Source organism: Roseateles sp. P1_C6 (assembly GCF_056406315.1).
This window is the reverse complement of the sequence record NZ_JBFUAK010000014.1, coordinates 76,296-100,575: the sequence shown is the minus strand read 5'-3', so window position 1 is coordinate 100,575 and position 24,280 is coordinate 76,296. Positions and strand designations below refer to the sequence as shown.

Annotated in this window: 26 protein-coding genes; 18 read left to right on the top strand and 8 right to left on the bottom strand. The window is 69.2% G+C overall.

What is annotated here, in order from left to right:
• Positions 1-58: 58 nt before the first annotated feature.
• On the bottom strand, positions 59-1,438 hold the full coding sequence (locus AC1D29_RS27020) for an N-acetylmuramoyl-L-alanine amidase (RefSeq protein ID WP_477903381.1): 1,380 nt from the start codon (positions 1,436-1,438) through the stop codon (positions 59-61).
• Positions 1,435-1,902 carry a tRNA (adenosine(37)-N6)-threonylcarbamoyltransferase complex ATPase subunit type 1 TsaE gene (gene tsaE, locus AC1D29_RS27015; protein WP_477903379.1) on the bottom strand — a complete coding sequence of 156 codons (468 nt, stop codon included), beginning with the start codon at positions 1,900-1,902 and terminating at the stop codon, positions 1,435-1,437. The genes AC1D29_RS27020 and tsaE overlap by 4 nt, the downstream gene beginning before the upstream one ends.
• Between tsaE and queG the strand changes: the two genes are divergently transcribed.
• The 6 genes from queG (at position 1,903) to AC1D29_RS26985 (ending at position 8,641) form a co-directional block, all read left to right on the top strand.
• Positions 1,903-3,039: a tRNA epoxyqueuosine(34) reductase QueG gene (gene queG / locus AC1D29_RS27010; protein ID WP_477903377.1), complete on the top strand. Its 1,137-nt coding sequence runs from the start codon at positions 1,903-1,905 to the stop codon at positions 3,037-3,039. It abuts the gene before it with no gap.
• Positions 3,036-3,632 (top strand): chalcone isomerase family protein, encoded by a 597-nt coding sequence (locus AC1D29_RS27005; RefSeq protein ID WP_477903375.1) that lies wholly within the window; start codon positions 3,036-3,038, stop codon positions 3,630-3,632. Before queG ends, AC1D29_RS27005 begins: the two co-directional genes overlap by 4 nt.
• Before the next feature lie 36 nt (positions 3,633-3,668).
• Positions 3,669-4,643 (top strand): tripartite tricarboxylate transporter substrate binding protein BugE, encoded by a 975-nt coding sequence (locus tag AC1D29_RS27000; RefSeq protein WP_477903373.1) that lies wholly within the window; start codon positions 3,669-3,671, stop codon positions 4,641-4,643.
• Entirely contained in the window at positions 4,636-5,511 is an 876-nt protein-coding gene (gene xerD / locus AC1D29_RS26995) for a site-specific tyrosine recombinase XerD (RefSeq protein WP_477903371.1), read from the top strand. The genes AC1D29_RS27000 and xerD overlap by 8 nt, the downstream gene beginning before the upstream one ends.
• A gap of 145 nt (positions 5,512-5,656) precedes the next feature.
• Entirely contained in the window at positions 5,657-8,014 is a 2,358-nt protein-coding gene (locus tag AC1D29_RS26990) for a TonB-dependent receptor plug domain-containing protein (RefSeq protein WP_477903369.1), read from the top strand.
• Between the two features lie 24 nt (positions 8,015-8,038).
• Entirely contained in the window at positions 8,039-8,641 is a 603-nt protein-coding gene (locus tag AC1D29_RS26985) for a MarC family protein (RefSeq protein ID WP_477903367.1), read from the top strand.
• Positions 8,642-8,662: 21 nt separating this feature from the next.
• On the opposite strand, the gene AC1D29_RS26980 is transcribed toward AC1D29_RS26985, so the two are convergent.
• The gene (locus tag AC1D29_RS26980) at positions 8,663-8,812 is read right to left on the bottom strand and encodes a hypothetical protein (protein ID WP_477903365.1); all 150 of its coding nucleotides are present in this window, start codon (positions 8,810-8,812) and stop codon (positions 8,663-8,665) included.
• Positions 8,813-8,843: 31 nt separating this feature from the next.
• Positions 8,844-9,395 carry a GNAT family N-acetyltransferase gene (locus AC1D29_RS26975; RefSeq protein ID WP_477903363.1) on the bottom strand — a complete coding sequence of 184 codons (552 nt, stop codon included), beginning with the start codon at positions 9,393-9,395 and terminating at the stop codon, positions 8,844-8,846.
• Positions 9,396-9,655: 260 nt separating this feature from the next.
• Here AC1D29_RS26975 and aceA point away from each other — a divergent pair, with 260 nt between their 5' ends.
• Complete coding sequence (gene aceA / locus AC1D29_RS26970; protein ID WP_477903361.1) at positions 9,656-10,954, top strand: isocitrate lyase; 1,299 nt, start codon at positions 9,656-9,658, stop codon at positions 10,952-10,954.
• A 134-nt stretch (positions 10,955-11,088) separates the two neighbouring features.
• Positions 11,089-11,862 carry a hypothetical protein gene (locus AC1D29_RS26965; protein WP_477903359.1) on the top strand — a complete coding sequence of 258 codons (774 nt, stop codon included), beginning with the start codon at positions 11,089-11,091 and terminating at the stop codon, positions 11,860-11,862.
• 6 nt (positions 11,863-11,868) lie between these two features.
• On the opposite strand, the gene AC1D29_RS26960 is transcribed toward AC1D29_RS26965, so the two are convergent.
• Both AC1D29_RS26960 and AC1D29_RS26955 read right to left on the bottom strand, forming a co-directional pair.
• Positions 11,869-13,416, bottom strand: coding sequence for a methyl-accepting chemotaxis protein (locus AC1D29_RS26960; RefSeq protein WP_477903357.1), 1,548 nt, complete (start codon positions 13,414-13,416; stop codon positions 11,869-11,871).
• 161 nt (positions 13,417-13,577) lie between these two features.
• Complete coding sequence (locus AC1D29_RS26955) at positions 13,578-14,717, bottom strand: iron-containing alcohol dehydrogenase (RefSeq protein ID WP_477903355.1); 1,140 nt, start codon at positions 14,715-14,717, stop codon at positions 13,578-13,580.
• A 56-nt stretch (positions 14,718-14,773) separates the two neighbouring features.
• Between AC1D29_RS26955 and AC1D29_RS26950 the strand changes: the two genes are divergently transcribed.
• From AC1D29_RS26950 to AC1D29_RS26935, 4 genes are read left to right on the top strand one after another with little or no spacing between them, the layout of a single operon-like run.
• Positions 14,774-16,474, top strand: coding sequence for a S10 family peptidase (locus AC1D29_RS26950; RefSeq protein WP_477903353.1), 1,701 nt, complete (start codon positions 14,774-14,776; stop codon positions 16,472-16,474).
• Entirely contained in the window at positions 16,471-17,397 is a 927-nt protein-coding gene (locus AC1D29_RS26945; protein WP_477903351.1) for an alpha/beta hydrolase, read from the top strand. The genes AC1D29_RS26950 and AC1D29_RS26945 overlap by 4 nt, the downstream gene beginning before the upstream one ends.
• On the top strand, positions 17,394-18,251 hold the full coding sequence (locus tag AC1D29_RS26940; protein WP_477903349.1) for a YbgC/FadM family acyl-CoA thioesterase: 858 nt from the start codon (positions 17,394-17,396) through the stop codon (positions 18,249-18,251). The genes AC1D29_RS26945 and AC1D29_RS26940 overlap by 4 nt, the downstream gene beginning before the upstream one ends.
• Entirely contained in the window at positions 18,248-18,502 is a 255-nt protein-coding gene (locus AC1D29_RS26935) for a hypothetical protein (RefSeq protein ID WP_477903347.1), read from the top strand. Before AC1D29_RS26940 ends, AC1D29_RS26935 begins: the two co-directional genes overlap by 4 nt.
• Before the next feature lie 8 nt (positions 18,503-18,510).
• Here AC1D29_RS26935 and AC1D29_RS26930 read toward each other — a convergent pair whose 3' ends face one another.
• A complete protein-coding gene (locus AC1D29_RS26930; RefSeq protein WP_477903345.1) occupies positions 18,511-18,759 on the bottom strand; it encodes a DUF4936 family protein in 249 nt (82 codons plus the stop codon).
• A 2-nt stretch (positions 18,760-18,761) separates the two neighbouring features.
• Positions 18,762-19,640 carry a CAF17-like 4Fe-4S cluster assembly/insertion protein YgfZ gene (gene ygfZ / locus AC1D29_RS26925; protein WP_477903343.1) on the bottom strand — a complete coding sequence of 293 codons (879 nt, stop codon included), beginning with the start codon at positions 19,638-19,640 and terminating at the stop codon, positions 18,762-18,764.
• 46 nt (positions 19,641-19,686) lie between these two features.
• Here ygfZ and mltG point away from each other — a divergent pair, with 46 nt between their 5' ends.
• From mltG to AC1D29_RS26895, 6 genes are read left to right on the top strand one after another with little or no spacing between them, the layout of a single operon-like run.
• Positions 19,687-20,682 (top strand): endolytic transglycosylase MltG, encoded by a 996-nt coding sequence (mltG, locus tag AC1D29_RS26920; RefSeq protein ID WP_477903341.1) that lies wholly within the window; start codon positions 19,687-19,689, stop codon positions 20,680-20,682.
• Positions 20,679-21,296, top strand: coding sequence for a dTMP kinase (tmk, locus tag AC1D29_RS26915; RefSeq protein ID WP_477903339.1), 618 nt, complete (start codon positions 20,679-20,681; stop codon positions 21,294-21,296). Before mltG ends, tmk begins: the two co-directional genes overlap by 4 nt.
• Entirely contained in the window at positions 21,290-22,297 is a 1,008-nt protein-coding gene (locus AC1D29_RS26910; protein ID WP_477903337.1) for a DNA polymerase III subunit delta', read from the top strand. The genes tmk and AC1D29_RS26910 overlap by 7 nt, the downstream gene beginning before the upstream one ends.
• A 13-nt stretch (positions 22,298-22,310) precedes the next feature.
• Positions 22,311-22,754 carry a PilZ domain-containing protein gene (locus AC1D29_RS26905; protein ID WP_477903335.1) on the top strand — a complete coding sequence of 148 codons (444 nt, stop codon included), beginning with the start codon at positions 22,311-22,313 and terminating at the stop codon, positions 22,752-22,754.
• On the top strand, positions 22,754-23,539 hold the full coding sequence (locus tag AC1D29_RS26900) for a TatD family hydrolase (protein ID WP_477903333.1): 786 nt from the start codon (positions 22,754-22,756) through the stop codon (positions 23,537-23,539). The genes AC1D29_RS26905 and AC1D29_RS26900 overlap by 1 nt, the downstream gene beginning before the upstream one ends.
• Positions 23,536-24,198 carry an ankyrin repeat domain-containing protein gene (locus AC1D29_RS26895; RefSeq protein ID WP_477903331.1) on the top strand — a complete coding sequence of 221 codons (663 nt, stop codon included), beginning with the start codon at positions 23,536-23,538 and terminating at the stop codon, positions 24,196-24,198. Before AC1D29_RS26900 ends, AC1D29_RS26895 begins: the two co-directional genes overlap by 4 nt.
• Positions 24,199-24,280: the final 82 nt, after the last annotated feature.

Genomic DNA, 24,280 nt, shown 5'->3' with positions numbered 1-24,280 from the left:
TGCCGCTCAGGCCGCTCGGCTGCGTCCTCCAGACAGGTGGACCCGGCGGCTGCCGGCGTCACAGCGTCGTGCTGCGCTTCCTGGCCATCGGCGGGTTCTTGCTGAAGTACTTGGCGATGCCCGACGCCAGCGCGTCCACCAGCTGGTCCTGGTAGTCCGGGTCGCGCAGCTTCTTCTCTTCCTCGGGGTTGGAGATGAAGGCCGTCTCGACCAGGATGCTGGGGATGTCCGGCGCCTTCAGCACCGCGAAGCCGGCCTGCTCGACCTTGGCCTTGTGCAGCTTGCCGATCTTGCCGATCTGGCCCAGCACCTCCCCGCCCAACTTGAGGCTGTCCTTGATCTGCGCCGTGGTGCTCATGTCCAGCAGCGCGCGCAGCACGTTGGCGTCCTTGGTGGCCGCACCCACGTTGACGCCGCCGACCATGTCGGCCGCGTTCTCGCGGTTGGCCATCCAGCGGGCGGCGGCGCTGGTCGCCGCGCCGTCGCTCAGCACGAAGACGGACGCACCCTTGGCCTGCGGCGTGAAGAAGGCGTCGGCGTGGATGGACACGAACAGGTCGGCCTGCACGCGGCGCGCCTTGCGCACGCGGTCCTGCAGCGGCACGAAGAAGTCGGCGTCGCGCGTCATCAGCACGCGAATGTTGGGGTTGGTCTGGAGCCGCTCACGCAGCTTCAGGCCCACGGCCAGCACGACGTCCTTTTCTTTCAAGCCCGACGGGCCGACGGCGCCGGGGTCCTCGCCGCCGTGGCCGGGGTCCAGCGCGATGACGATGAGGCGGTCCACGGACGCGGCCGGTGGCTTGGGCTCGGGCGCCGGTGCCGGCTTGGGTGCGGCGGCGACCGGCGGCGTGGCGGGAGCCGGCGGCGGGGGCAGCGAAGGCTGCGCGGGGCGCTCGATCTTCTGGATCAGTTCTTCCAGCGCATCGTTGACAGCACTGGCGGCGGCCTCGGCGCGGCGCGCGGCAGCCGGTGGCTTGTCGTTCTCGCGCACCAGCGCGACCAGCGGATCGGCCTCCACCTTGGGGTGCAGGTCGAAGACGAGGCGGTGCTTGTACGCCGCGACCGGCGCCAGCGTGAAGATCTCGGGCGCCGCGGGCTGCTTCAGGTCCAGCACGATGCGCACGACGGTGGGCGTGTTCTGGCCCACGCGCACGCCGGCGATGTAGGGGTCGTCGGCCTTGACCTTGCCGATCAGCTCGCGCAGCCCGGGGCTCAGCGTCAGCCCGTCGACGTCGATGACCAGTCGGTGCGGCGAGTCGACAAGGAAGTGCTTGGCCGCCAGCGGCTGGTCGGATTCGATGGTCACGCGCGTGTAGTCGGCCGCGGGCCAGACGCGCACGGCGACGATGCTGGCCTGGCTGGGCGACGCGGGCGCGGCGAGCGTGTCGGGCGCCTTCAGCAGCAGCGCCAGCAGGCCCAGGGAGGTGCGGCGCTTCATGCCAGGGCCTCCACGAGTCGCGCAACACCGACGGCCCGCACCCGGCGGCTGTCGTCTGGCATCAGCTCGATGAAGAGCTGCAGGTCGGGCGCGGGCAACTGGCCGGCGGCCTTCTCGGGCCATTCGCAGAGCTTCAAGCCCGGCGCGGCGAACACGTCGCGAAAGCCGGCGTCCTCCCACTCGCGCGGGTCGCCAAAGCGGTAGAAGTCGAAATGGCTGGCGGTGCCTCCGGCCGGCAGGTGGTAGACCTCCATGACGGCATAGCTCGGGCTCTTGATACGGCCCTCCACGCCCAGCGCGCGCAACAGCAGCCGCGTGAACGTCGTCTTGCCGGCACCCAGGGGGCCATGCAGCTCGATGATCGCGTCAGGGGAGGGGAGCAGCGCCCCCGCGAGACGTTCGGCGGTGGCCTGGGCCGCGGCCTCGTCGGGCCACAGGAGATCGGTTTCTAGAATCGCAGACAAATGCAAGAGGTCCCGTCCACTGTCGATGCCGCTGCGCTGCTGACGCGTTTGCGCGGCTGGGCGCATGAGCTGGGATTCTCACAGATCGCCGTCGCCGACGTGGACCTCAGCAGCGCCGAGCCCGGGCTGCAGGCCTGGCTTGACGCCGGCCACCACGGCCGCATGCACTACATGGCCTCGCATGGCCTCAAGCGCGCGCGGCCAGCCGAGCTGGTGCCGGGCACGCTGCGCGTCATCACGGCGCGCATGGACTACCTGCCGCCGTCGACCGGGCCGGGCTGGCAGGCCGTCGAATGGGCCGGCCTGGCCACGCCTGAGCAGGCGCAGATTTCCATCTATGCCCGTGGCCGCGACTATCACAAGGTGCTGCGCCAGCGACTGCAGAAGCTGGCCGAGCGGTTGCAGGACGAGGTCGGTCCGCGCGGCTACCGCGTCTTCACCGATTCGGCGCCGGTGCTGGAAGTGGAGCTGGCCGCGCGCTCGGGCCTGGGCTGGCGTGGCAAGCACACCTTGACGCTGCACCGCGACGCCGGCTCCATGTTCTTCCTCGGCGAGCTGTTCATCGACCTGGACCTGCCGCTGACCGAGCCTGTCAGCGCGCACTGCGGCGAATGCCGTGCCTGCATCGATGTCTGCCCGACGGCTGCCATCACCGCGCCCTACCGGGTGGACGCGCGGCGTTGCATCTCTTACCTGACCATCGAACATGACGGCGCCATCCCCGTGGAGCTGCGCCCGCTGATGGGCAACCGCATCTACGGCTGCGATGACTGCCAGCTGGTCTGCCCCTGGAACAAGTTCGCCCAACCTGCGACGCTGGCCGATTTCGACGTGCGCCCGGGCATGGCCGGCACGCCGATTGCCGACCTGCTGGCATGGGACGAGGATCACTTCCTGCGCCACACCGAGGGCTCGGCCATCCGCCGCATCGGCTTCGCGCGCTGGCAGCGCAACCTGGCCGTGGCGGCCGGCAATGCGCTGCGGCTGCGCGACGACTCCGCGCTTCGTGCCGCGCTGCAGCGGGCGGGGCAGAGGGCGGGTGCGCTGGTGGCCGAACACATTGAATGGGCCTTGTCGGCGCCACCCCTGCCTGGCGCGTTATCGTCCGCAACGCTCACCAACGGAGCCCCTGCATGAGTTTGTCGATCCGCGCCGCCGTTCTGGCCTTGGCCGTGGCTGCTTCCCTTCCCGCCCAGGCGGTGCGTTACGAAGGCCAGGACTTTGCCGACACGCTGCAACTCGGCGGCAACACGCTGGCGCTGAATGGCACCGGCAAGCGCCAGGTCGCCATCTACCCGCTCTATCTGGCCGCCCTCTACGTGCCGCGCAAGGCCACGGCCCCGGAGGACATCCTTGCCGACACCGGCCCCAAGCGGCTGGAAATGCGCATCGTCATCCCGCTGGTCAAGGACGTGTCGACGCAGGAGTTCGTCAAGGCCATCAACAAGGGCGTGCAGCGCAACAGCACCGACGCCGAGAAGGCCGCGCTGGCCGACCGCGTGAAGCAGTTCAACGCCGCGATCAGCGACGTGGGCCGCGTGAAGAAGGGGGACGTGCTGGTCATCGACTACCTGCCCGCGCAGGGCGGCACGGTGCTGAGCGTCAACGGCAAGGTCTGGGGCAAGCCCATTAAAGGCCAGGACTTCTACAGCGCCTTCCTGAAAGTCTTCATCGGCGAGCACAACAGCGATGCGCGGCTGCGCGCCGGGCTGCTGGGCCAGCCGGGCTAGCATCGCGCCACAACACACACCCAGGAGACCGACCTCATGCAACGCCGTTCCGTCATCCAAGCCGCCGCACTCTCGGGCCTGAGCCCGCTGGCCACGCTGTCGTGGGGCGACACCTACCCCAGCAAGACCGTGCGCCTCATCGTGCCGTTCGCGCCTGGCGGCACGACCGACATCATTGCGCGCATCGTCTCCGAGCGCATGTCGGGCGTCCTGGGTCAGACGGTGGTGGTGGACAACAAGGCCGGTGGCGGTGGCACGGTCGGTGCGACCGAGATCTCGCGCGCAGCGCCGGACGGCTACACGCTGGGCGTGGCCACGGTGTCGACGACGGCGGCCAACCCGGCCATCAACCCCAAGATCGCCTACAACCCGCTGACCGACTTCACGCCCATCATCAACATGGCGGCGACGCCCAACATCATCGCCGTGCACCCCAGCTTCCCGGCCAAGGACTACAAGTCCTTCGTCGCCGAACTGAAGAAGAACCCGGCCAAGCACAGCTACGCGACTTCGGGCACGGGTGGCATCGGCCATCTGCAGATGGAGCTGTACAAGACGCTGGCCGGTGTGTTCGTGCTGCACATCCCCTACCGCGGCGCCGGCCCGGCGCTGAACGACACGGTGGCCGGCCAGGTGCCCATGATCTTCGACAACCTGCCGTCGGCCTTGCCCTTCATCAAGGACGGGCGCCTCATTCCCATCGTCGTCGCGGCGCCGCAGCGCCTGGCTTCGCTGCCCAATGTGCCGACGTTCAAGGAAGTCGGCCTGGAGCCTGTCAACCGCATGGCCTATTACGGTGTCCACGGCCCCAAGGGCCTGCCGCGCGACATCGTCGACAAGATCAACGCGTCGGTGCGCAAGGCGCTGGAGAACCCGGACGCGAAGAAGCGCATCGAGGACACCGGCTCGCTGATCGTGGCCAACACGCCCGAGCAGTTCGCTGCGCAGATCGCGGCCGAGTTCGAGGTCTACAAGAAGGTCGTGGCCCAGCAAAAGCTGAAACTTGATTGACGCCGGGATCGAGTCTTTCATCGAGGCGCTCTGGCTGGAAGACGGCCTGAGCGCCAACACGCAGGCGGCCTACCGGCGTGACCTGCAGGCGCTGGCCACCTGGCTGGCACCGCAGGCGCTGGACACCTGCAGCGAGGCCCGCCTGTTCGAGTACGCGGTGGCCCGGCCCGCCGGCAAGGCCACCAGCGCCAACCGGCGGCTGTCGGTGTTCAAGCGCTACTTCCGCTGGGCGCTGCGCGAGGGCCGCATCCAGGCCGACCCGACGCTCAAGCTGACCGCCGCGCGCCAGCCGCTGCGTGTGCCCAAGCTGCTCAGCGAGGCGCAGGTCAGCGCGCTGCTGGCCGCGCCCGACGTCAACACCCCCCTGGGCCTGCGCGACCGCGCGATGCTGGAGCTGATGTACGCCAGCGGCCTGCGCGTCAGCGAGCTGGTCACGCTGAAGAGCGCTCATGTCGCGTTCAAGGACGCCGTGCTGCACGTGACGGGCAAGGGCAGCAAGGCCCGCCTCGTGCCCTTCGGCGAGCATGCACGCGACTGGACGGCCCGCTATCTGCGCGAGGCGCGTGGCGAGATCCTGGCCGGGCAGAGCAGCGACGACCTCTTCGTCACCGCACGCGGCGCCGGCATGACGCGGCAGATGTTCTGGACCTTGATCAAGCGACACGCGCTGGCGGCCGGCATCACGGTGCCGCTGTCGCCGCACACGCTGCGGCATGCGTTTGCAACTCATCTGCTCAACCATGGTGCGGACCTGCGCGCCGTGCAGCTGCTTTTGGGGCACGCCGACCTGTCGACGACGCAGATCTACACCCATGTGGCGCGCGAGCGCCTCAAGGCGCTGCACGCCGAGCATCATCCGCGCGGCTAGCGCGTTTACGGCCGGCCGCGTTGCAGGGCGGCTTCGAAAGTTTCGATGGTTTCAACCTGTCTGCGGGCCACAACACCGGCGCCGCCGGGCGGTGCGGGCGGGGGCAAACTCCGCCGCCATCACAAACCCGTTCACGGAGCCCCCCATGCCCACCCCCCGCATGCTGCCGATCGCTCTGGCCGCGCTCAGCCTGTTCAGCACCGCAGCCGCCCTGGCCCAGGAGGCCAGCAGCCTCGAACGCGTCACCGTCGTCGGCTCGCGCAAGAGCCTGCCCGCCGCGTCCAACACCGAAACGCTGGTGCCGGTCGACATCTACTCCATGGGCAAGGTGGCCGAGGGCGGTGGTCAGTTCGACCTGGCGCAGACGCTGCAATACCTGTCGCCGTCCTTCAACTCCACGCGCCAGACCGGCGCGGACGGCGCCGACCTGATCGACTCCGCCGCGCTGCGCGGCCTGGGGTCCGACCAGACGCTGGTGCTCGTCAACGGCAAGCGCCGCCACACCGTCGCCCTGGTCAACATCTTCGGCGCGCGCAACCGCGGCACGACGGGCACGGACATGAACTCGCTGCCGCTGCTGGCCATCGACAACGTGCAGGTGCTGCGCGACGGTGCCGCGGCCCAGTACGGCTCGGACGCCATCGCCGGCGTCATCAACATCCAGCTGAAGAAGAAGGCCGGCTGCGAGGCAGTGGCCGGCTATGGCCAGTACTCGGCGGGTGACGGCAAGAACTACCTCGCCTCGGCCTACTGCGGCGTCAAGCTCGGCGGCGGCACGCTGGGCATCACCGGCGAATGGCAGGACCGGGGCCGCTCCAACCGCGCCGACCCCGGCAGCCTGCGCACCATCGGCGATACCAAGGTCGAGAACAAGACGGTCTACCTGAACGGCGAGTTCCCCATCGCCGGCGACAGCAAGTTCTACGTGACGGCCGGCGCGCAGAACCGCGACGCGTCATCTGGCGCGTGGGCGCGCGAGGGCGTCGGTTCCGAGGACATTCCCTCGCGCAACTCCGAGGCGATGTATCCGAACGGCTATGTGCCCTACATCAACGGCAAGGTCGAGGACCGCTACCTCATCGTCGGCTGGAAGTCGTCCATGGCTGGCTGGGAAACGGACCTGTCCCAGACCTACGGCTCCAACAAGCTGCGCTACAACATCAGCAACTCGATGAATGCGTCCATCGCCAACAAGGACTTGCTGGCCGGTGGCAAGGGCGTCAGCCCGACCAGTTTCGATGCCGGCGGCTTCGGCTTCAGCCAGGCGACGACCAACCTGGACATCAGCCGTTTCTTCCCCGACCTGCTCGGCGGCAGCAACATCGCCTTCGGTGCCGAGTACCGCAAGGAGAAATACGACATCGTCGCCGGCGAGCCCGGCTCCTATGTTGACGCGGATGGCGTGGGCTTTGGCGGCAATGCTGGCAGCCAGGGCTTCCCGGGCTTCTTCCCGTCGGACGCCACGAACCGCAGTCGCAGCAGCCAGGCCTTGTACGTGGATTGGGAAGCCAACCTGACGCCCGCGCTGACGCTTGACGCTGCCGTGCGCGCCGAGCACTACAGTGACTTCGGCTCGACCACCACGGCCAAGCTGGCCGGCAGCTACAAGATCAGCAACGCCTTCCTGCTGCGTGGCGCTGCCAGCACGGGCTTCCGCGCACCCAGCCTGCAGCAGCTCTATTTCTCGTCCACCTTCACCGACTTCATTGCCGGCCAGCCCATGGACGTCGTGTTGGCGCCCAATGGCAGCACGGTGGCCAACGCCGCCGGCGTGCCGGCGCTCAAGCAGGAAAAGTCCAAGAACTTCTCGGTCGGCTTCACCGTCAAGCCCAGTGCCGACACCGCCATCACGGCCGACCTCTACGAGATCAAGATCAAGGACCGCATCGTACTGACGGGTCGTTTCGACGCCGACAACTACCCGGCCCTGGGCGCCATCCTGCAAGGCCTGGGCGTGGGCCAGGCGCAGTTCTTCGTCAACTCCGTCAACACGCGCACCCGCGGCCTGGACCTGACGGCGTCCAATCGCACGAAGCTGGGCGCGGGTCAGCTCGCCACCTTCCTGGCGTTGAACGTCAGCCGCACGACGGTGACCGGCATCAACGCGCCGGCATCACTGAAGGGTTTCGAGAACGTGCTGCTGTCCGAGCGCGAGCGCCTGTTCCTCGAGCAGGGCGGCCCGCGTGCCAAGGCGACGCTGGGCTTTGAGTACAGCCAGGGCGCCTGGACGGGCGAGGCCAAGGTCGTCCATTTCGGCAGCCAGACGCAGGGCAGTTTCGAAGACGGGCTACATCTGCATTACAAGCCCAAGACCTCGATGGATCTGGGCGTGACCTGGCAGGCCACGCCGGCGCTGAAGTTGAGCGTGGGCGGCAACAACGTCTTCAACGTGAAGCCGACCCGCCAGGATCCCGACCAGACCGACAACGGCTTCTACTACGACAGCGTGCAGTTCGGCCTGAATGGCGCGTCTTACTTCGCGCGGGCGCACTACCGCTTCTAAAGCGGTCGCGGACAATCCGGGCCGATGGACCACAGCTTCCTCTCGGCCCTGATCCTGCTGCTGCTGGTCCTCGACCCGCTCGGCAGCCTGCCCATCTTCATTCCCATCATGCGGGCGGTGCCCAAGGAGCGCCGCACGCGCGTGGCCATGCGCGAGGTGGGCATTGCCTTCTGCGTGCTGTTCGCCTTCATGTTCCTGGGCGAAGGCTTTCTGCGCGTGATGCACTTGTCGGAGCGCTCGCTGGAGGTGGCCGGCGGCGTCATCCTGATCATCATTGCGATCCGCATGATCTTCGGCAGTTCGGGCGACTCGGCCTACGGGCTGGAGCCGGGCAAGGAGCCGCTGATTTTTCCGCTCGCCGTGCCGCTGCTGGCCGGGCCGTCGGCGATGGCGACGGTGCTGCTGCTGGCATCCCGCCAGCCTGATCGAATCTACGAGTGGATTGGCGCGCTCAGCGCGGCCATGCTGGTGTCGGGCACCGTGCTGGTGATGGCCGACCGCATCCGCAAGCTGCTGGGCGACTCGGTCGTGTCGGCCATCGAGAAGCTGATGGGCCTGGTGCTGACGGCGATCGCCGTCGAGATGGTGCTGGCGGGGCTAAAGCGCTACTTCGTTGGCGGCCTGTGAAGCCCAGCCAGCACCGCTGGCTCACTTGTTCTTCAGCTTGGCTTCCTTGCCCTTGGGCAGGACGGCCGTCATCGGCGCGACGGGGCGGTCCGAGCCGGCGGCCTTGCCGGGGCCCGAGTCCTTCTTGGGCTTCTTTGCCATCTTGTTGCCGCGCTGTTCTGTGTTCGCCATCGGGTCCTCCGTGGGTTGGTGAAAAATTGAACTATGCCTCAGCGTCGGCCCGCGCACGGGCAGCGCTGACCGCCCATTCGCCGGCTGTGACGTCGTAGCGCTCGCAGTCCATGTCGTACCAGCGGCCCAGGCCGACGAAGTGCATGCCTATCTTTTGCATGACGGCGGAGGAGGGCGTGTTCTCCGGCTGGCAGACGGCGCAGACGAGGTCTGGCTTCAAGGTCCTGAACGCCCAGCCCACCATGTGCCGCGCCGCCTCGCTGGCATAGCCCTGGCCCCAGACGTCCTGGCGCAGCCGCCAGCCGGTTTCCAGCGGGCCGGCCGGGTCGCGGTTCAGATGCTGGATGCAGCCGGTGCCGATCAGCTCGCCGTCGTCCTGGCGGATGAATCCCCACCAGGAGTACCCGAACTCCGCCCAGCGCGCCTTCACGCGGTCGATCATGGCCTGCGTGTCCTCGGGCGTGTCGGGCCGGCCGGTGATGTAGCGCATGACGACGGGGTCGCTGTTCAGGCGGTACAGACCGTCGAAGTGGCGGTCCTCCAGCGGTTCAAGGCGAAGGCGAGGGGTGGTCAGCACAGTCATGCCCAACATTCTCAAACCGATCGCTCTCACGATTCGAAAGTCACTTTTCAAATCGTGAAATGCCGCCATGTTGCGGCGCCGCAAGATTTCTCATTATGGCGAATTGCGTTTTGTGATTTGAAAATCAAAACGCAAGTTGTTGTTTTTAAAAGGTAATGTTTTTTGTCTTGTATAAGACTTGAGTGCCCATGGCGAGCAGCAAAGGACTAATCTTGCGGCATCAGTTTTCGATGTTTCTGACTGTCTTTTAGGAGCCCTCCATGACCCGCCTGACCCGTGAACAACAGATCGCCGCCCTGGAAAAAGACTGGGCCGAGAACCCCCGCTGGAAGGGCATCACCCGCGGTTACACCGCCGCCGACGTCATCCGCCTGCGCGGCTCCGTCGAGATCGAGCACACGCTGGCCAAGCGCGGCGCTGAAAAGCTCTGGGGCCTGGTGAACAGCGAGCCCTTCGTCAACGCGCTGGGCGCGCTGACTGGCAACCAGGCCATGCAGCAGGTCAAGGCCGGCCTGAAGGCCATCTACCTGTCCGGCTGGCAGGTCGCGGGCGACGCCAACAGCAATGGCGAGATGTACCCCGACCAGTCGCTGTACTCGGTGGACTCGGTGCCCAAGGTCGTCAAGAAGATCAACGCCACCTTCAAGCGCGCGGACGAGATCCAGTGGAGCGAAGGCAAGGACGACATCGACTACTTCGCCCCCATCGTGGCCGACGCGGAAGCCGGTTTCGGTGGCGTGCTGAACGCCTTCGAACTGATGAAGGCCATGATCGAAGCCGGCGCCTCGGGCGTGCACTTCGAAGACCAGCTGGCCAGCGCCAAGAAGTGCGGCCACATGGGCGGCAAGGTGCTCGTGCCGACGCGTGAAGCCGTCGCCAAGCTCGTCGCCGCCCGCCTGGCCGCCGACACCATGGGCGTGCCCACGCTGCTGGTGGCCCGCACCGATGCCGAAGCCGGCGACCTCGTCACGGCCGACATCGACGACAACGACAAGCCGTTCTGCACCGGCGAGCGCACGGTGGAAGGCTTCTACCGCACGAAGAACGGCCTCGACCAGGCCATCAGCCGCGGCCTGGCCTATGCGCCTTACGCCGACCTGATCTGGTGCGAGACCGGCAAGCCCGACCTGGCCTTCGCCAAGGCCTTCGCCGATGCCATCCACGCCAAGTTCCCCGGCAAGCTGCTGGCCTACAACTGCTCGCCGTCGTTCAACTGGAAGAAGAACCTGGACGACGCGACCATCGCCAAGTTCCAGCGCGAGCTGGGTGCGCTGGGCTACAAGTTCCAGTTCATCACGCTGGCCGGCTTCCACAGTCTGAACTACTCGATGTTCGAACTGGCCCACGGCTACGCCCGCAACCAGATGAGCGCCTTCGTCGAGTTGCAGGAGAAGGAGTTCGCCGCCGCCGAGAAGGGCTTCACCGCTGTCAAGCACCAGCGCGAAGTCGGTACCGGTTACTTCGACGCCGTCACGACCACCATCGAAGCCAACGCCTCGACCGCAGCGCTGAAGGGCTCGACGGAAGACGAACAGTTCTTCGACGCCAAGCACGGTTAAATCGTCAGCTTCAACTCCTGACCTTCATGGCCCACCTCGGTGGGCCTTTTTTCATGGTCGTGTCATATTGGTGTCAAACACTCGTGGCCATGAACAACACAACAACAACTACAAAGTTCAGTGTCGTGTCCCGCATGGGCACCTGGTGGGTCCAGCGCCGCGAGACCAAGCAGCGCCTGGCACTGCGTCGGCGCTGCCCGCCGGCCACGGTGGCCGCCGAGCAGATCCCGCCCGCCGTCCGCGCGGCCTGGGCCAGTCAGGCCCCCGACGAGTTTCCCGGCCTGGCCGTCGATGACGGCGCCTGGCTGCGTTGCTCGGTCGGTCTGGCGCAGTTCTTCGAGGCCAGCCGCCTGCAGCAGGCCCAGGGGCCGTGCGCGCTGCCCAGCAAGGCGGCCGATTCGGTCTGGCATGTCTGGCTCAGCGCGGACCCGGCCGGGCTGGCCGACTGGCAGCAGCGCTACTTCGGCCGCGTCGTCGAGCACCGCGAAGCCGAGGCCCTGGGCGCACCCCTGGACGAGAGCCTGGCCCGCACCTGGGCCGGCGCCTGTCGCAGCGAAGGCCAGAGCCTGCTGGGGCCGCAACTGCCGCTGGTCTTCGCACTGGACGGCCTGCTGGGTCTGCCCACCGGCTGGGCCTACCGGCATGAGCGCGGCGCGTTGGTGCACCGCCAGATCGACGGCTTTGGCAGGCCCAGCGGCGTGCCGGTGACCCATGCGGCCGTCGCGGCCAGCAGCTTGGTGGCGCTGGGCCTGCTCAGCGACGCGGAGCTGCAGGAGGCGTTGCGCCGACGTCAGAGCGACAGCGGCAGCACCGGCAGTTCGAGTTCGGACAGCGGCTGCGATGCCGGCAGTGACGGCGGCGGCTGCAGCGGCGGCAGCAGCTGCGGGTCCGGCTGCGGCGGCGACTGAGCGGCGTTAGGAGCCGGACACGCGGAAGGTGCCGACGGCGCCGTTCAGCGTCAAGGCCTGCTCGCGCAGGCTCTCGGCGGCGGCGGTCGACTCCTCCACCAGCGCCGCGTTCTGCTGAGTGACCTGGTCGAGCTGCGTGATCGCGATGTTGACCTGCGCGATGCCGTCCGACTGCTCGGCGGTCGCCGTCGTGATCTCGCCCATGATGTCCTTGACGCGCTGCACGGCGCCGACGAGCTCATCCATCGTGCGGCCCGCCTCGGCGACGAGACGGGAACCCGCCTCGACGCGCTCCACGCTGCTGCCGATCAGGCTCTTGATCTCCTTGGCGGCATCGGCCGAGCGGCCGGCCAGTGAACGCACCTCGCTCGCGACGACCGCGAAGCCACGGCCTTGTTCGCCGGCGCGCGCCGCCTCGACGGCCGCGTTCAGCGCCAGGATGTTGGTCTGGAAGGCGATGCCGTCGATGACGCCGATGATGTCAGAGATCTTGCGCGAGCTGGTGTTGATCTCGTCCATCGTGTGCACCACGTGGCCGACGACTTCGCCGCCGCGCTGGGCCACGCTGGCCGCCGACACGGCGAGCTTGTTGGCCTGATCGGCCGACGCGGCGGACTGCTGCACGGTGCCGGTCAGCTGTTCCATCGCGCTGGCCGTCTGTTCCAGGCTGGAGGCCGCCTTCTCGGTGCGCGCGCTCAGGTCCTGGTTGCCGCTGGCGATCTCGGCCGAGGCGGTGCTGATGGACTCGGCCGAATCACGGATGCCGCCAATGGTCTGGGACAGCGTCTCGCGCATGCGGCGCAGCGTCGTCTGCAGCTGGCCGATCTCGTCGGCCCGCGCGGCCATGCCGGCGCCGGAGCGCATCAGGTTGCCGTCCGCCACGCGCTCGGCCAGCTCGTTGGCAGCGGCCAGCGGCACGGTGATGCTGCGGGTGATGTGCCAGGCCGCGGCCACGCCAAGGCCCAGCATGGCCAGGCCGAACAGCAGCAGCAGCAAGCGGCCGCTGCCGTTGGCCGAGTCGATGTCGGCGGCGGTCTGGTCGATGCTCTTGCGCTGGTGGTCGAGGAAATCCTGCATGCGCTGCAGATAGACCTTGGAGCCGGGCACGAAGACCTCGGTCAGCAGCTTGTCGGCGGCCTCGGCCTGGCCGTCCTTCTTCAGCTTGACGATCTCGTCGCGCGACGTGATGTAGACCTGGCGCGCCTTGCCGACCGCGTCGAACAGCGCCTGTTCTTCAGGCGAGCGGATCAGGGTCTTGAGCTTTTCCTGCATCTCGCCGGAGGACTTGGTCGATTGCGCCTGGTCTTCGGCGAACAGCGGCACCAGCGAGGCGTCCGAGCTTTTCGCGATCGCGATCGTGCGGCGCACGCCGGCATTGATGTTGCGGTTCCAGTCCGCGATCAGGCGTTCCTTGGTCAGCGGCTCGTCCATCATCTGGCGCGTCGCCGCGGCCGTGGCAGTCAGGCGCCAGGACGCCAGCGCGATGACGCAGGCCGCCAGCACGAGGACCAGCGCAAATCCCAGCGCCAGCCGGTTCCCAATTGAAAGCTTCATCGTCATCTCCTCGCTCATGGCCTCCCGTGCCTCGTGGGCGTCGGGCAGCCTGGGATGCTAGTGCCCGGGCGCCGGGCCGGGCAGGGCAAAAGAGGGACTTCGATCACGCTTGGCGCGCAAACGCAGCACAAGAGGCTGCGCGGCGATGCCTGCAAACGTCGTCAGCGCGAGGCCGCGAGCAGCGCGCGATAGTCCTCGGGGCTGGCGATGCGCGGGTTGGTCTTGTGGCAATGGTCCAGCAGCGCGTGCTCGATGATGCGCTCGTCCAGGTCGGGCCCGACGCCCATCGCGGCCAGGCCGGACGGCAGGCCCAGCCGGGCGTTCATTGCGCCGATGGCGTCGGCCACCGCGTCGGCATCGTTGCCGGCCAGGTCCATGGCCTGGGCCAGGCGGGCCATGCGCCGCTCGCGCTTCACGCTGTCGGCCTCGGCGTTGAAGCGGATGACCGCCGGCAGGAACACCGCGTTCAGCGTGCCGTGATGCAGCCGCGGGTTGATGCCGCCCAGCGAATGGCTCAACGAATGCACGGCGCCCAGGCCCTTCTGGAAGGCCATCGCCCCGTGCACGCTGGCCAGCATCATGTCCAGCCGCGCGTCGCGGTCCTGGCCGTCGCGCGTGGCGCGTTCGATGGCACCCCAGCCGCGGCGCAGGCCTTCCAGCGCGATGCCGTCGGCCGGCGGGTTGAAGGCCGGCGCCAGGAAGGTCTCGATGCAGTGCGCGATGGCGTCCATGCCGGTCGCGGCCGTCAGCGCGGGCGGCAGCTTCAGCGTCAGCGCGGGGTCGCAGACGGCGGCCTTGGGCAGCAGTTCCCAGTTGTGGAAGCCCAGCTTGCGACCGTCGTCCACGATGATGATGGCGCCGCGCGCGACCTCGCTGCCGGTGCCGGCGGTCGTCGGCACGGCGATCAGCGGCAGCACGCGCGAGCTGATGTTGACGGCGCCGCCCTCGATGGTGGCCCAGCGCTTGAGCGGCCCTTCATGCGTGGCGGCAATGGCCACGCCCTTGGCCAGGTCCATGCTGGAGCCGCCGCCGATGGCAATGAGCCCATCGCAGGCCATGTCCTTGCACATCTGCACGGCCAGGCGCACGGCGGCCTCGGTCGGGTTGGCGGGGGTCTGGTCGAACACGGGCGGCTTCACGTCGAAGGCGGCCAGCGCCTCGTCCAGCACGCCCGCCGCGCGCACGCCGGCGTCGGTCACCACCAGCGGCCGGCGGATGCCGATGCGTTCGCACTCGGCCGGCAGCAGCTTGGCCGCGCCGAACTCGATCTCGATGCGGGTCAGGTAGAGGATCTGGGCCATGGTGCTCTCCGCAATGTCTTTGTGCATGGTAGTGGCGGCTGTCTAGACTTGCCGTCATGCGCGCGACTGTCACACCCCTGCTGCTGTCCCTGCTGCTGGCCGCGTGTGGCGGCGGGGGAGGGGGCGGGGCGCCCGCGCCCACGCCGCCGGTCGACAGCCTGCCCGGGCTGACCGACACGACGGTCTATTCCTCGGCCGCCGACGCGTCGCTGCCCGGTGCCGTCGAGGCCGCCGCGGTCAGCACGCAAAGCCTCAGCGCCAACGGCCAGACGCTGAGCTACACGGCCATCGCCGGCCACCTGATCGCGCGTGACGCCACCGGCGCGGCCCAGGCCTCGGTCTTCTACGTCGCCTACACGCTGCCCGGCGCCGACGTGGCGACCCGCCCCGTCACCTTCCTCTACAACGGCGGCCCGGGCTCGGCGTCGCTCTGGCTGCAGCTGGGCAGCTTCGGCCCCAAGCGCCTGGTCAGCGGCGTGCCCGACACGACCGCCGCGCGGCCCTTCGCGATGGTGGACAACGCCCAGCACCTGCTGGGCCAGACAGACCTGGTCTTCATCAACGCGGTGGGCACCGGCTACTCGCAGGCCATCGCGCCGTTCACCAACCGCAGCTTCTGGGGCGTGGACAGCGACGCGGCGCTGTTCCGCGACTTCATCCAGCGCTACCTCGCGGTCAACAACCGCGCCGCCTCGCCCAAGTACCTGTATGGCGAAAGCTATGGCGGCCCGCGCACCGCCGTGCTGGCGCGGCGGCTGCAGGAGGCCGGCGTCATGCTGGACGGCCTGGTGCTGCAGTCGCCGGCCATGGACTACAACAGCAACTGCGGCATCACCTCGGCCCAAGGCTGCGGCGGCTACCTTCCCAGCTTCGCGGCCGTGGGCGCCTTCCACCGCCTGACGCAGCCGGTGCCTACCGACCTCGATGCCTGGGCCACCCAGGCACGCAACTACGCCGACCAGGTCTATGCGCCGGCCTTGCAAGCCTGGCTGAACAACCATCAACCGACGCCCGCGCTGTGGCAACCGCTGGCCGACCTGACGGGTCTGACGCCGGCGCAGTGGCAGGCCAATCTCAACCTCTCGGCCGACGCCTACCGCCAGCAACTCGTGGGCGGCAGCCTGATCGGCCGCTACGACGGCCGCATGAAGGCAAACACCGGCAGCGCGCTCGCCGCGGAAGGCGACCCGTCCAGCACCTGGATCAACGACAGCTTTGCCCAAGGCATCGCAACGCACTTGCGCGACCAGCTTGGCTACCGCAATGCCTCCACCTACGTGGTGCTGAGCAGCGCGATCAACATCTGGAATTTCGGCCATGGCGGCCTCGCGCTGCCCGACACGCTGCCCGACCTGTCGGTGGCGCTGGCGCAGAACGCGCGGCTGCGCGTGCTCGCCGTCAGCGGCTACCACGACCTGGCCACGCCCTTCCACCTGACCGAGACCGACCTGGCCCGCGTGGATGCCAGCCGCGTGAAGATCCGCAACTACGCGGGCGGCCACATGAGCTATCTGGACGATGCGACCCGTGCCGCGCAACTGGCCGACCTGAAAGCCTTCTTCGCCAACACGCTGGCGTTGCGCGCCGCCGCCGACTTGGGCGCCGAGCGCCGCGCACTGGCCGCGCGGCCGGTCGTCGCCGTCGACCGCGCCGGCACGCCGCAGGCGCCGGGCAGCGTGATGCCGACGGCCGAGCCGGCCTTCCAGGCACCGCTGCGCGACCCCTGGGTGCCGCCGCGGACAATGCGGCCGCAATGACCGCACCCACCCCGCTCACGCCCCGCATGGCCGAGCTGCTGACGCGCATCCAGCGCGCCAATCGCCCGCCGTTTCATTCGCTGACGCCGCGCGAGGCCCGCATCGCCTACCGCATGGGCGCCGAGATCCTGGACCTGCCGCGCGCGCCGCTGGCCCGTGTCGAAGACCTCGAAGCCGCCGGCCGCCCGGCGCGGCTCTACGCGCCCAGCACCGCCAAGCTGCCCGTGCTGCTGTACCTGCACGGCGGCGGTTTCACCATCGGCGACCTGGAGACGCACGACAGCCTGTGCCGGCAACTGGCCTTGCGCAGCGGCGCCGCCGTGCTGGCGCTGGACTACCGCCTGGCGCCCGAGCACCGCTTCCCGGCCGCCGTCGACGACGCCTGGGCCGGGCTGGCCTGGCTGCACGAGCAGGCGGCGTCGCTGGGCCTGGACGGCAGCCGTCTCGCCGTGGGCGGCGACAGCGCCGGCGGCACGCTGGCCGCGGGCTGCGCCTTCTTCGCGCGCGAGCAAGGGCTGCCGCTGGCGCTGCAGCTGCTGATCACGCCCGGCACCGACAGCCACATGGGCCACGACTCCCACCGCCGCTTCGCCGAGGGCTTCCTGCTCGACGCCAAGAGCATCGAGTGGTTCTTCGCCCAGTACATTGACGAAGCGCAGCGCACCGACTGGCGCTTTGCGCCGCTGCATGCCGACGACCACGCCGGCCTGGCGCCCGCGGCCGTGCTGCTGGCCGAGGCCGATCCGCTGGTGGACGAAGGCCTGGCCTACGCCGACACACTGCGCGCGGCCGGCGTGCCGGTGCAGCTGGAGCTGGCGCGCGGCGTCACGCACGACTTCATCAAGATGGGCCGCAGCCTGCCCGAAGCCCTCACCGCCATCGCCTTTTGCGCGGCGGCCATCCGCGAGCACCTGCAGCCATGAAACGCCAAGACTTCCGCCACCGCGAGCCCCTGCGCGTGCGCTGGGCCGAGATCGACGCCCAGGGCATCGTCTTCAACGGCCACTACCTGACCTACCTGGACACCGCCATCAGCGGCTACTGGCGCGCGCTGGCGCTGCCCTACGCCGAGACGATGAAGATGCTGGGCGGCGACCTGTTCGTGCGCCGCGCCACGCTGGACTACCTGGGTTCGGCCCGCTACGACGACCGGCTGGACATCGGCATCCGCGTGCGCGAGTTCGGCAACAGCTCCATGAAGGTCGACGGCGCCGTGTTCCGCGGCGAGCAACTGCTGGTGCAGTCCGACATGGTCTACGTGTTCGCCGACGCGGTGGCGCAGACGCCGCAGCGCCTGCCCGATGCGCTGCGCGACGTGATCCACGGCTTCGAGGCCGGCCAGCCCGTCGTCGATGTGGCGCTGGGGGGCTGGAAAGAGCTGGGCGACGCCGCTGGTGCGATCCGCCGCGAGGTCTTCATCGAGGAGCAGGGCATCCCGGCCGACATGGAATGGGATGCGGCGGATGCCACCTGCCTGCACGCGCTGGCGCGCAACCGCTTCGGCATGCCGCTGGCGACGGGCCGCATGCTGGAACACGTGCCCGGCGTCGCCAAGATTGGCCGCATGGCCGTGCAGCGCGCGATGCGCGGCACGCAGATCGGCCGCCAGGTGCTGGACGCGCTGATGGGCGAGGCCAGGCAGCAGGGCTACCGTGAGGTGCTGCTGCATGCGCAGGTGTCGGCCGAGAATTTTTATCTGCGCGCCGGGTTCCAGCGGCGGGGCCAGCCGTTTGAGGAGGCGGGCATCGGGCACATTGAAATGGTGCGAGCGCTGTGACGAATCAGCGTGAGCGCGGCGAACCGCTGTTCCTACCCAACCCCGAGCCCAACGGCCTTGTTGTCCTCGTCGGGGCTGTATGCGGGTTCTTGGTCGGCCTCGGCGCTGCCGGTCTGGTGTATCTGGGATTGCGCGGATTGGGGCCGATCTCGACCCTGCTGCTGTTTACCGTTGTGCCGGTCGCATTTGCGTATGCGGCTGCACGCTGGGGACGTGTTTTCTGGGAATTCCTGCGGGACGCGATCTGGTAGTGGAGCGGTCAGCCGAGCAGCTCGAAGCGCTCGACCTTGCGCTCGCTGGCCAGCCAGGGCGCCATCGCCGCGGCCACCTGCGGTTCGCGGTGGGTCCAGCCAGCCGGGTAGATCTCCATCCACGTCCAGAGACCATCGGCATCCGGTTCCGGCCGGTGCAGCAGCTCCAGTGGTGCCTCCACGCGCGCCTTGCGGAACGCGGTGAGCGCCGCGTCCACATTCTCGGACGCCACCCGGTAGTAGACGTAAAGCTGCACGGTCAGTCCTGCGGCGGGATCTCGTAGGGCAGGGCGCGCGGCTGCAGGGTGGCGCCCGCGGCGCTGCCCAGGTGCAGGCTGCCGCTGTCCAGCGCCGCGAGCTTGATCTCGGCGGCGATCAGCGTGCGGCCATCGCGCGTGCCGCTGCCGGCCACGATGCCGGCCGGTTGTTCGGGGTCGGCGCTGTTGAACAGCTCCTGACCTATCGTGGCCGGCGCGTCGGTCTCGAATACCTGCAGCCGCCGCTTCAGCGTGCCGCGGTACTGGCTGCGCGCGACGATCTCCTGGCCGGGGTAGCAGCCCTTCTTGAAGTTCACGCCGCCCAGCACCTCGAAATTGATCATCTGCGGCACGAAGGCCTCGACGGTCGCGCCGCGCACCCAGGCCATGCCGGCCTCGGCTTCGGCGAAAGCCCAGTCCTCGGGCGTCATCGCGGCGCCGGCCGGTGCGGGCGCGGCCGCGGGCTGCACGCGCAGCGCCCGGCCCGCACCTGGCAGCGCGATCTGCACCGCGTCGCCCTCGCGCGTCAGCGTCCACGCCGCGGCGGCTGGTGCGCCCAGCAGGCCATGGACCGCGAACTCCGCGCTGGCGTCGCTGAGCTTGCACTTGGCCCGCATGACGAACATGGCCAGGCGCTTCAGCGTCGCCGCCAGCGTCTCGGCCGGCAGCGCGAGCAGGATCTCGTCCTCACCGCCGCGCCAGCCCACCAGCGTGGCCAGCAGTCGGCCCTTGGCCGTGCAGAAACCGGCCAGCCGCGCGTGCTCGCGGTCCAGCAGGGCGAAGTCCTGGGTCAGCTGGCTGTGCAGGAAGGAAGCGGCATCGGCGCCGTGGGCGCGGATCACGCCCCAGTCGCTGAGTCGGAGTTGGGTCGGTTCAGGCATGGGCCAATTATCATCAGCGCCCTTTTGACGGACGCCAGGCAAGGGCATGAATTGGTTGCTGCGAGCCGTGCTCGTGTTGTTCCTGATCGCGGTGCTGGCCGCGGGTGCCGTGTGGCACTGGCTGCGCAGCCCGCTGGCGCTGGCCGCACCGTCGGTGGAGTTGTCCATCGAGCCCGGCACCAACCCGGTCGAGGTCGCGCGTGCCTGGGTGGCGGCCGGCGTGCAGACCGATGCGCGGGTCCTCTACCAGTGGTTCCGCTGGTCCGGGCAGGCCAAACAGATCCGCGCCGGCAGCTATGAGGTGCATGCCGGCGTCACGCCGCGCGAGCTGCTGGACAAGATGGTGCGCGGCGACCAGGTGCTGGAGCAGCTGCGCCTCATCGAAGGCTGGAACTGGCGCCAGGTGAGGGCGGCGCTGGCCGCTGCGCCGTCACTGAAGGCCAAGACCGCCGGCATGAGCGACGCCGACATCATGGCCGCGCTGGGCGAGCCGGGCGTCGCGCCTGAAGGCCGTTTCTTTCCCGACACCTATGCCTACAGCCGTGGCGTCAGCGACCTGACGGTGCTCAAGCGTGCCCATGCGGCGATGCGCGGGCGCCTGGCCGCCGCGTGGAGCAAGCGCGCGGCCGAGCTGCCGCTGAAATCGGCGGAGGAGGCGCTGATCCTGGCTTCCATCGTCGAGAAGGAAACCGGCACGCCGGCCGACCGCAGCCGCGTTGCCGCCGTGTTCGTCAACCGGCTGCGCACGGGCATGCCGCTGCAGACCGACCCCACCGTCATCTACGGCCTGGGTGAGACCTTCGACGGCAACCTGCGCAAGCGCGACCTGCTGGCCGACACGCCCTACAACACCTACACGCGCGGCGGCCTGCCGCCCACGCCCATCGCCATGCCCGGCGCGGCGTCGCTGCAGGCGGCGCTCAATCCGGCGCCGGTCAAGTCGCTGTACTTCGTGTCGCGCGGCGACGGCAGCAGCGAGTTCAGCGACGACCTCGCCGCGCACAATCGCGCGGTCAACAAATACCAACGCGGCGGCAAGTGACTGGTCGGTTCATTTCTTTCGAGGGCATCGACGGTGCCGGCAAGTCCACCCACATCCAGGCCGTGGCCGACTGGTTCCGCGCCCGCGGCGCCGATGTGCAGCTGAGCCGCGAGCCGGGCGGCACGCCGCTGGCCGAAACGCTGCGCGACATCGTGCTGAACCAACCCATGGGTTCGCTGACCGAGCTGCTGCTGATGTTCGCCGGTCGCCGCGACCATGTCGAAACAGTCATCAAGCCCGCGCTGGCCGCCGGCAAGACGCTGCTGTGCGACCGCTTCACCGACGCCAGCTTTGCCTACCAGGGCGGCGGACGCGGCCTGCCGTTGAGCGTGCTGAACCCGCTGGCCGACTGGGTGCAGGAAGGCACCGAGCCCGAGCTGACGCTGTGGTTCGACCTGCCGGCTGAGCAGGCGGCCGCGCGCCGCGCCGGTGCCCGCGAGGCCGACCGCATCGAGCAGCAGGACCTGGCGTTCTTCGAGCGCGTGCGCGCCGGCTATGCGGCCCGCGCGGCGCAGGCGCCACAGCGCATGGTGCGCGTCGATGCCAGCGGCACGGTGGCGCAGGTCGGCGCCCAGGTGCTGGCCGCGCTGGCGGAGCGCTACCCCGCATGCTGAACGCCGATCTCCCCTGGCTGCAGGCGCCGCTGACCGACGCGCTGCAGCGAGCCCGCTCACACGCGCTGCTGGTGCAGGGCCCGGCCGGTGTCGGCCAGCTGGAACTCGCCGTCAAGCTTGCGCAGAGCTGGCTGTGCGAGGCTGCCAAGCCCGGCGAGCCGGCGTGCAATCACTGCGCCAGCTGCAAGCTGTTTGCCAGCGGCACGCACCCGGACTTCCAGATGCTGATGCCGGAAGCGCTGGAGGCTTCGGCCCGGGAGTCGCTGGGCCTGCCCTTTGAAGAGGCCGAGGCGCCCAAGGCCGGCAAGGCCAAGCCCAGCCGCGAGATCAAGGTGGAGGCGGTGCGCAACCTGCTGTCCTTCGCCCAGGCCACGTCGGCCCGTGGCCGCGCCAAGGTGGTGGTCATCTTCCCGGCCGAGGCGCTGAACGGCATCGCGGCGAACGCGTTGCTGAAGACGCTGGAGGAGCCGTCCGGCGTGCTGCGCTTTGCGCTGGCCAGCCACGACAGCGCCGCGCTGCTGCCCACCATCCGCAGCCGCTGCCAGCCGGTGCCGCTGCCGCTGCCGCCGCGCGACGCGGCGCTGGCCTGGCTGGGGTCCAAGGGCGTCGACGCGGCCGAGGGGCTGCTCGACGCGACTGGCGGCCGGCCGCAGCAGGCGCTGGCCTGGTTCGAGGCCGGCGTGACGGACGCGGTCTGGCAGGCCATCCCCAAACGCGTGGCCCGAGGCGAGGTGGCCGCCCTGTCCGATTGGGGCCCGCCGCGCGCCATCGATGCACTGCAACGCCTGTGCCACGATCTGCTGCGCCGCAGCCATGGCCAGCCGGGGCAGTTCTTTGCACCGTCGGCGCTGCCTGCCCCGAAGCGCGCCGCGCCGCTGCTGGCCTGGGATGCCGAGCTGCGTCGCGCCGCCCGTCATGCCGACCATCCACTGAATGCCGGGCTGTGGATAGAGGCGCTGGTGGCGCAAGCCCGTGCCGCGATGGCGGCGGCTGCACGATGAATACACTCAAGGCATGAGCGACGCCAACTCCAAGTCCGGACCGAACACGCAATTCCAGCCCAGCCAGCTGGGCGGCTCGCTGCCGGTGGCGACCGTGGGTGGCGCGGCTGGCTCGGGCGCGCGGCCCAGCGTCATCCAACTCGTCTTCCGCGAGAAGTCGGCCCTGTACGCGGCGTACATCCCGGCCTTCACCGACGGCGGCCTGTTCGTGCCGACCAACCGCGACTACCGGCTCGGCGAGGACGTCTACCTGCTGCTGGCCTTGCCCGAGGATAACCAGCGCTACCCGGTAGCCGGCAAGGTCGCCTGGCTGACGCCGGCCAATGCGTCCGGTGGCCGAACGCAGGGTGTGGGCGTGCGTTTCCCCGGCGATGAGAAGACGCGGCTGATCCGCGTGCGCATCGAGGAAATCCTCGGTACCGCCATCTCGTCGAGCAAGCCGACCCAGACGCTCTGATGTTTGTCGATTCGCACTGCCACCTCAGCTTCCCTGAGCTGAAGGGGAGGCTCCCCGACATCCTGTCCGACATGCGCGCTGCCCAGGTCGAACAGGCCATCTGCATCTGCACGCAGATGGAGGAGTTCGAGACCGTGCACGCACTGGCGCTGCAGAACGCCCAACTGTGGGCGACGGTCGGCGTGCACCCGGACACCGAAGACATGCGCGAGCCCGATGTGGCCGAGCTGGTGCGGCTGGCGGCCCTGCCCAAGGTGTTGGCCATCGGCGAGACCGGGCTGGACTACTACCGCCTGAACGGCCGCAGCATCGCCGACATGGAATGGCAGCGCGAGCGCTTTCGCACGCACATCCGTGCCGCGAAGCAGGCCGGCAAGCCGCTGGTCATCCACACCCGTTCCAGCGCCGCCGACACGCTTCGCGTGCTGGACGAGGAGGGGGGCGAGGCGGCGGGCGGCGTCTTCCACTGTTTCACCGAGACAGCCGAGGTGGCGCTGGCCGCCGTCGAGCGCGGCTACTACATCTCGTTTTCCGGCATCGTCAGCTTCAAGAACGCGCAAGACCTGCGCGATCTGCTGAAGCTGCTGCCGCTGGAGCGCGTGCTGATCGAGACCGACAGCCCCTACCTGGCGCCCGTGCCCTTCCGTGGCAAGACCAATTCGCCCGCCTACGTGCCGCACGTGGCCAAGGCCGTGGCGGACGCCGTCGGCCTGGCTGTGCCTGAGCTGGCCGCCATCACGACGGCGAACACGCGGCGGCTGTTCCGCCTGCCGGAGGCAGCATGAAGAACTTGCTCGGCGCCTTGGCGCTGTCCACGGTGTTGTCGGCCCAGGCCGCGCCCATCGACGACCTCGTCATGGCGGCCGAGCTGAACGACCCACGCGCCGTGCTGAGCCTGCTGCTCAAGGGCGTGGACCCCAACCAGGTCGATGCGCGCGGCCGCACGGCCATCTTCACGGCCGTGCGCGAGGGTTCGCAGCGTGCGTTGGAGAGCCTGCTGTCCTCTCCGCAGACGCAGGTGGACAACGTCAACGCCCAGGGCGAGACGCCGCTGATGCTGGCGGCCATCCGTGGCTTGCTGCCCGCGGCGCAGGCGCTGGTCAAGCGCGGCGCCGCCGTCAACCGCAAGGGCTGGACGCCGCTGCACTACGCCTGCAGCGGGCCGGACAACGGCGTGGCCGCCTTCCTGATCGCCGAAGGCGCCGACTTGAACGCGCGCTCCGAGAACGGCACGACGCCGCTGATGATGGCCGCCCGCTACGGCGCGGGCGACCTGGTGCCGCTGCTGCTCAAGGCCGGCGCCGAGCCGCGCGCTGCCAACGAGCAGGAGCTGACGGCCGCCGACTTCGCGGCCCGTGGCGGCCGCGACGTGATGGCCAAGGAGTTGAAGCGCATCATCCAGGAACGCCAGCGCGCGGCGGACGCAGCCCGCCCTGCCAACTAGTTCTCATTCGTGCGGGCCGTGTAAGGCAAAGTCTTACAGCACCTAGGGCGCTGAGCCGACTGTTGCGGCTCGGCCCGCCTGC

Bases quoted from the DNA above. Each gene is read 5' to 3' on its own strand.
- aceA (WP_477903361.1), top strand. From the start codon at position 9,656: ATGACCCGCCTGACCCGTGAACAACAGATCGCCGCCCTGGAAAAAGAC.
- AC1D29_RS26955 (WP_477903355.1), bottom strand. From the start codon at position 14,717: ATGGCCCAGATCCTCTACCTGACCCGCATCGAGATCGAGTTCGGCGCG.
- AC1D29_RS26985 (WP_477903367.1), top strand. From the start codon at position 8,039: ATGGACCACAGCTTCCTCTCGGCCCTGATCCTGCTGCTGCTGGTCCTC.
- AC1D29_RS27020 (WP_477903381.1), bottom strand. From the start codon at position 1,438: ATGAAGCGCCGCACCTCCCTGGGCCTGCTGGCGCTGCTGCTGAAGGCG.
- AC1D29_RS26905 (WP_477903335.1), top strand. From the start codon at position 22,311: ATGAGCGACGCCAACTCCAAGTCCGGACCGAACACGCAATTCCAGCCC.
- AC1D29_RS26945 (WP_477903351.1), top strand. From the start codon at position 16,471: ATGACCGCACCCACCCCGCTCACGCCCCGCATGGCCGAGCTGCTGACG.
- AC1D29_RS26960 (WP_477903357.1), bottom strand. From the start codon at position 13,416: ATGAAGCTTTCAATTGGGAACCGGCTGGCGCTGGGATTTGCGCTGGTC.
- mltG (WP_477903341.1), top strand. From the start codon at position 19,687: ATGAATTGGTTGCTGCGAGCCGTGCTCGTGTTGTTCCTGATCGCGGTG.
- AC1D29_RS27000 (WP_477903373.1), top strand. From the start codon at position 3,669: ATGCAACGCCGTTCCGTCATCCAAGCCGCCGCACTCTCGGGCCTGAGC.
- AC1D29_RS26980 (WP_477903365.1), bottom strand. From the start codon at position 8,812: ATGGCGAACACAGAACAGCGCGGCAACAAGATGGCAAAGAAGCCCAAG.
- AC1D29_RS26910 (WP_477903337.1), top strand. From the start codon at position 21,290: ATGCTGAACGCCGATCTCCCCTGGCTGCAGGCGCCGCTGACCGACGCG.
- AC1D29_RS26990 (WP_477903369.1), top strand. From the start codon at position 5,657: ATGCCCACCCCCCGCATGCTGCCGATCGCTCTGGCCGCGCTCAGCCTG.
- AC1D29_RS26965 (WP_477903359.1), top strand. From the start codon at position 11,089: ATGGGCACCTGGTGGGTCCAGCGCCGCGAGACCAAGCAGCGCCTGGCA.
- AC1D29_RS26900 (WP_477903333.1), top strand. From the start codon at position 22,754: ATGTTTGTCGATTCGCACTGCCACCTCAGCTTCCCTGAGCTGAAGGGG.
- AC1D29_RS26975 (WP_477903363.1), bottom strand. From the start codon at position 9,395: ATGACTGTGCTGACCACCCCTCGCCTTCGCCTTGAACCGCTGGAGGAC.
- AC1D29_RS26895 (WP_477903331.1), top strand. From the start codon at position 23,536: ATGAAGAACTTGCTCGGCGCCTTGGCGCTGTCCACGGTGTTGTCGGCC.
- ygfZ (WP_477903343.1), bottom strand. From the start codon at position 19,640: ATGCCTGAACCGACCCAACTCCGACTCAGCGACTGGGGCGTGATCCGC.
- AC1D29_RS26940 (WP_477903349.1), top strand. From the start codon at position 17,394: ATGAAACGCCAAGACTTCCGCCACCGCGAGCCCCTGCGCGTGCGCTGG.
- queG (WP_477903377.1), top strand. From the start codon at position 1,903: ATGCAAGAGGTCCCGTCCACTGTCGATGCCGCTGCGCTGCTGACGCGT.
- AC1D29_RS26950 (WP_477903353.1), top strand. From the start codon at position 14,774: ATGCGCGCGACTGTCACACCCCTGCTGCTGTCCCTGCTGCTGGCCGCG.
- AC1D29_RS27005 (WP_477903375.1), top strand. From the start codon at position 3,036: ATGAGTTTGTCGATCCGCGCCGCCGTTCTGGCCTTGGCCGTGGCTGCT.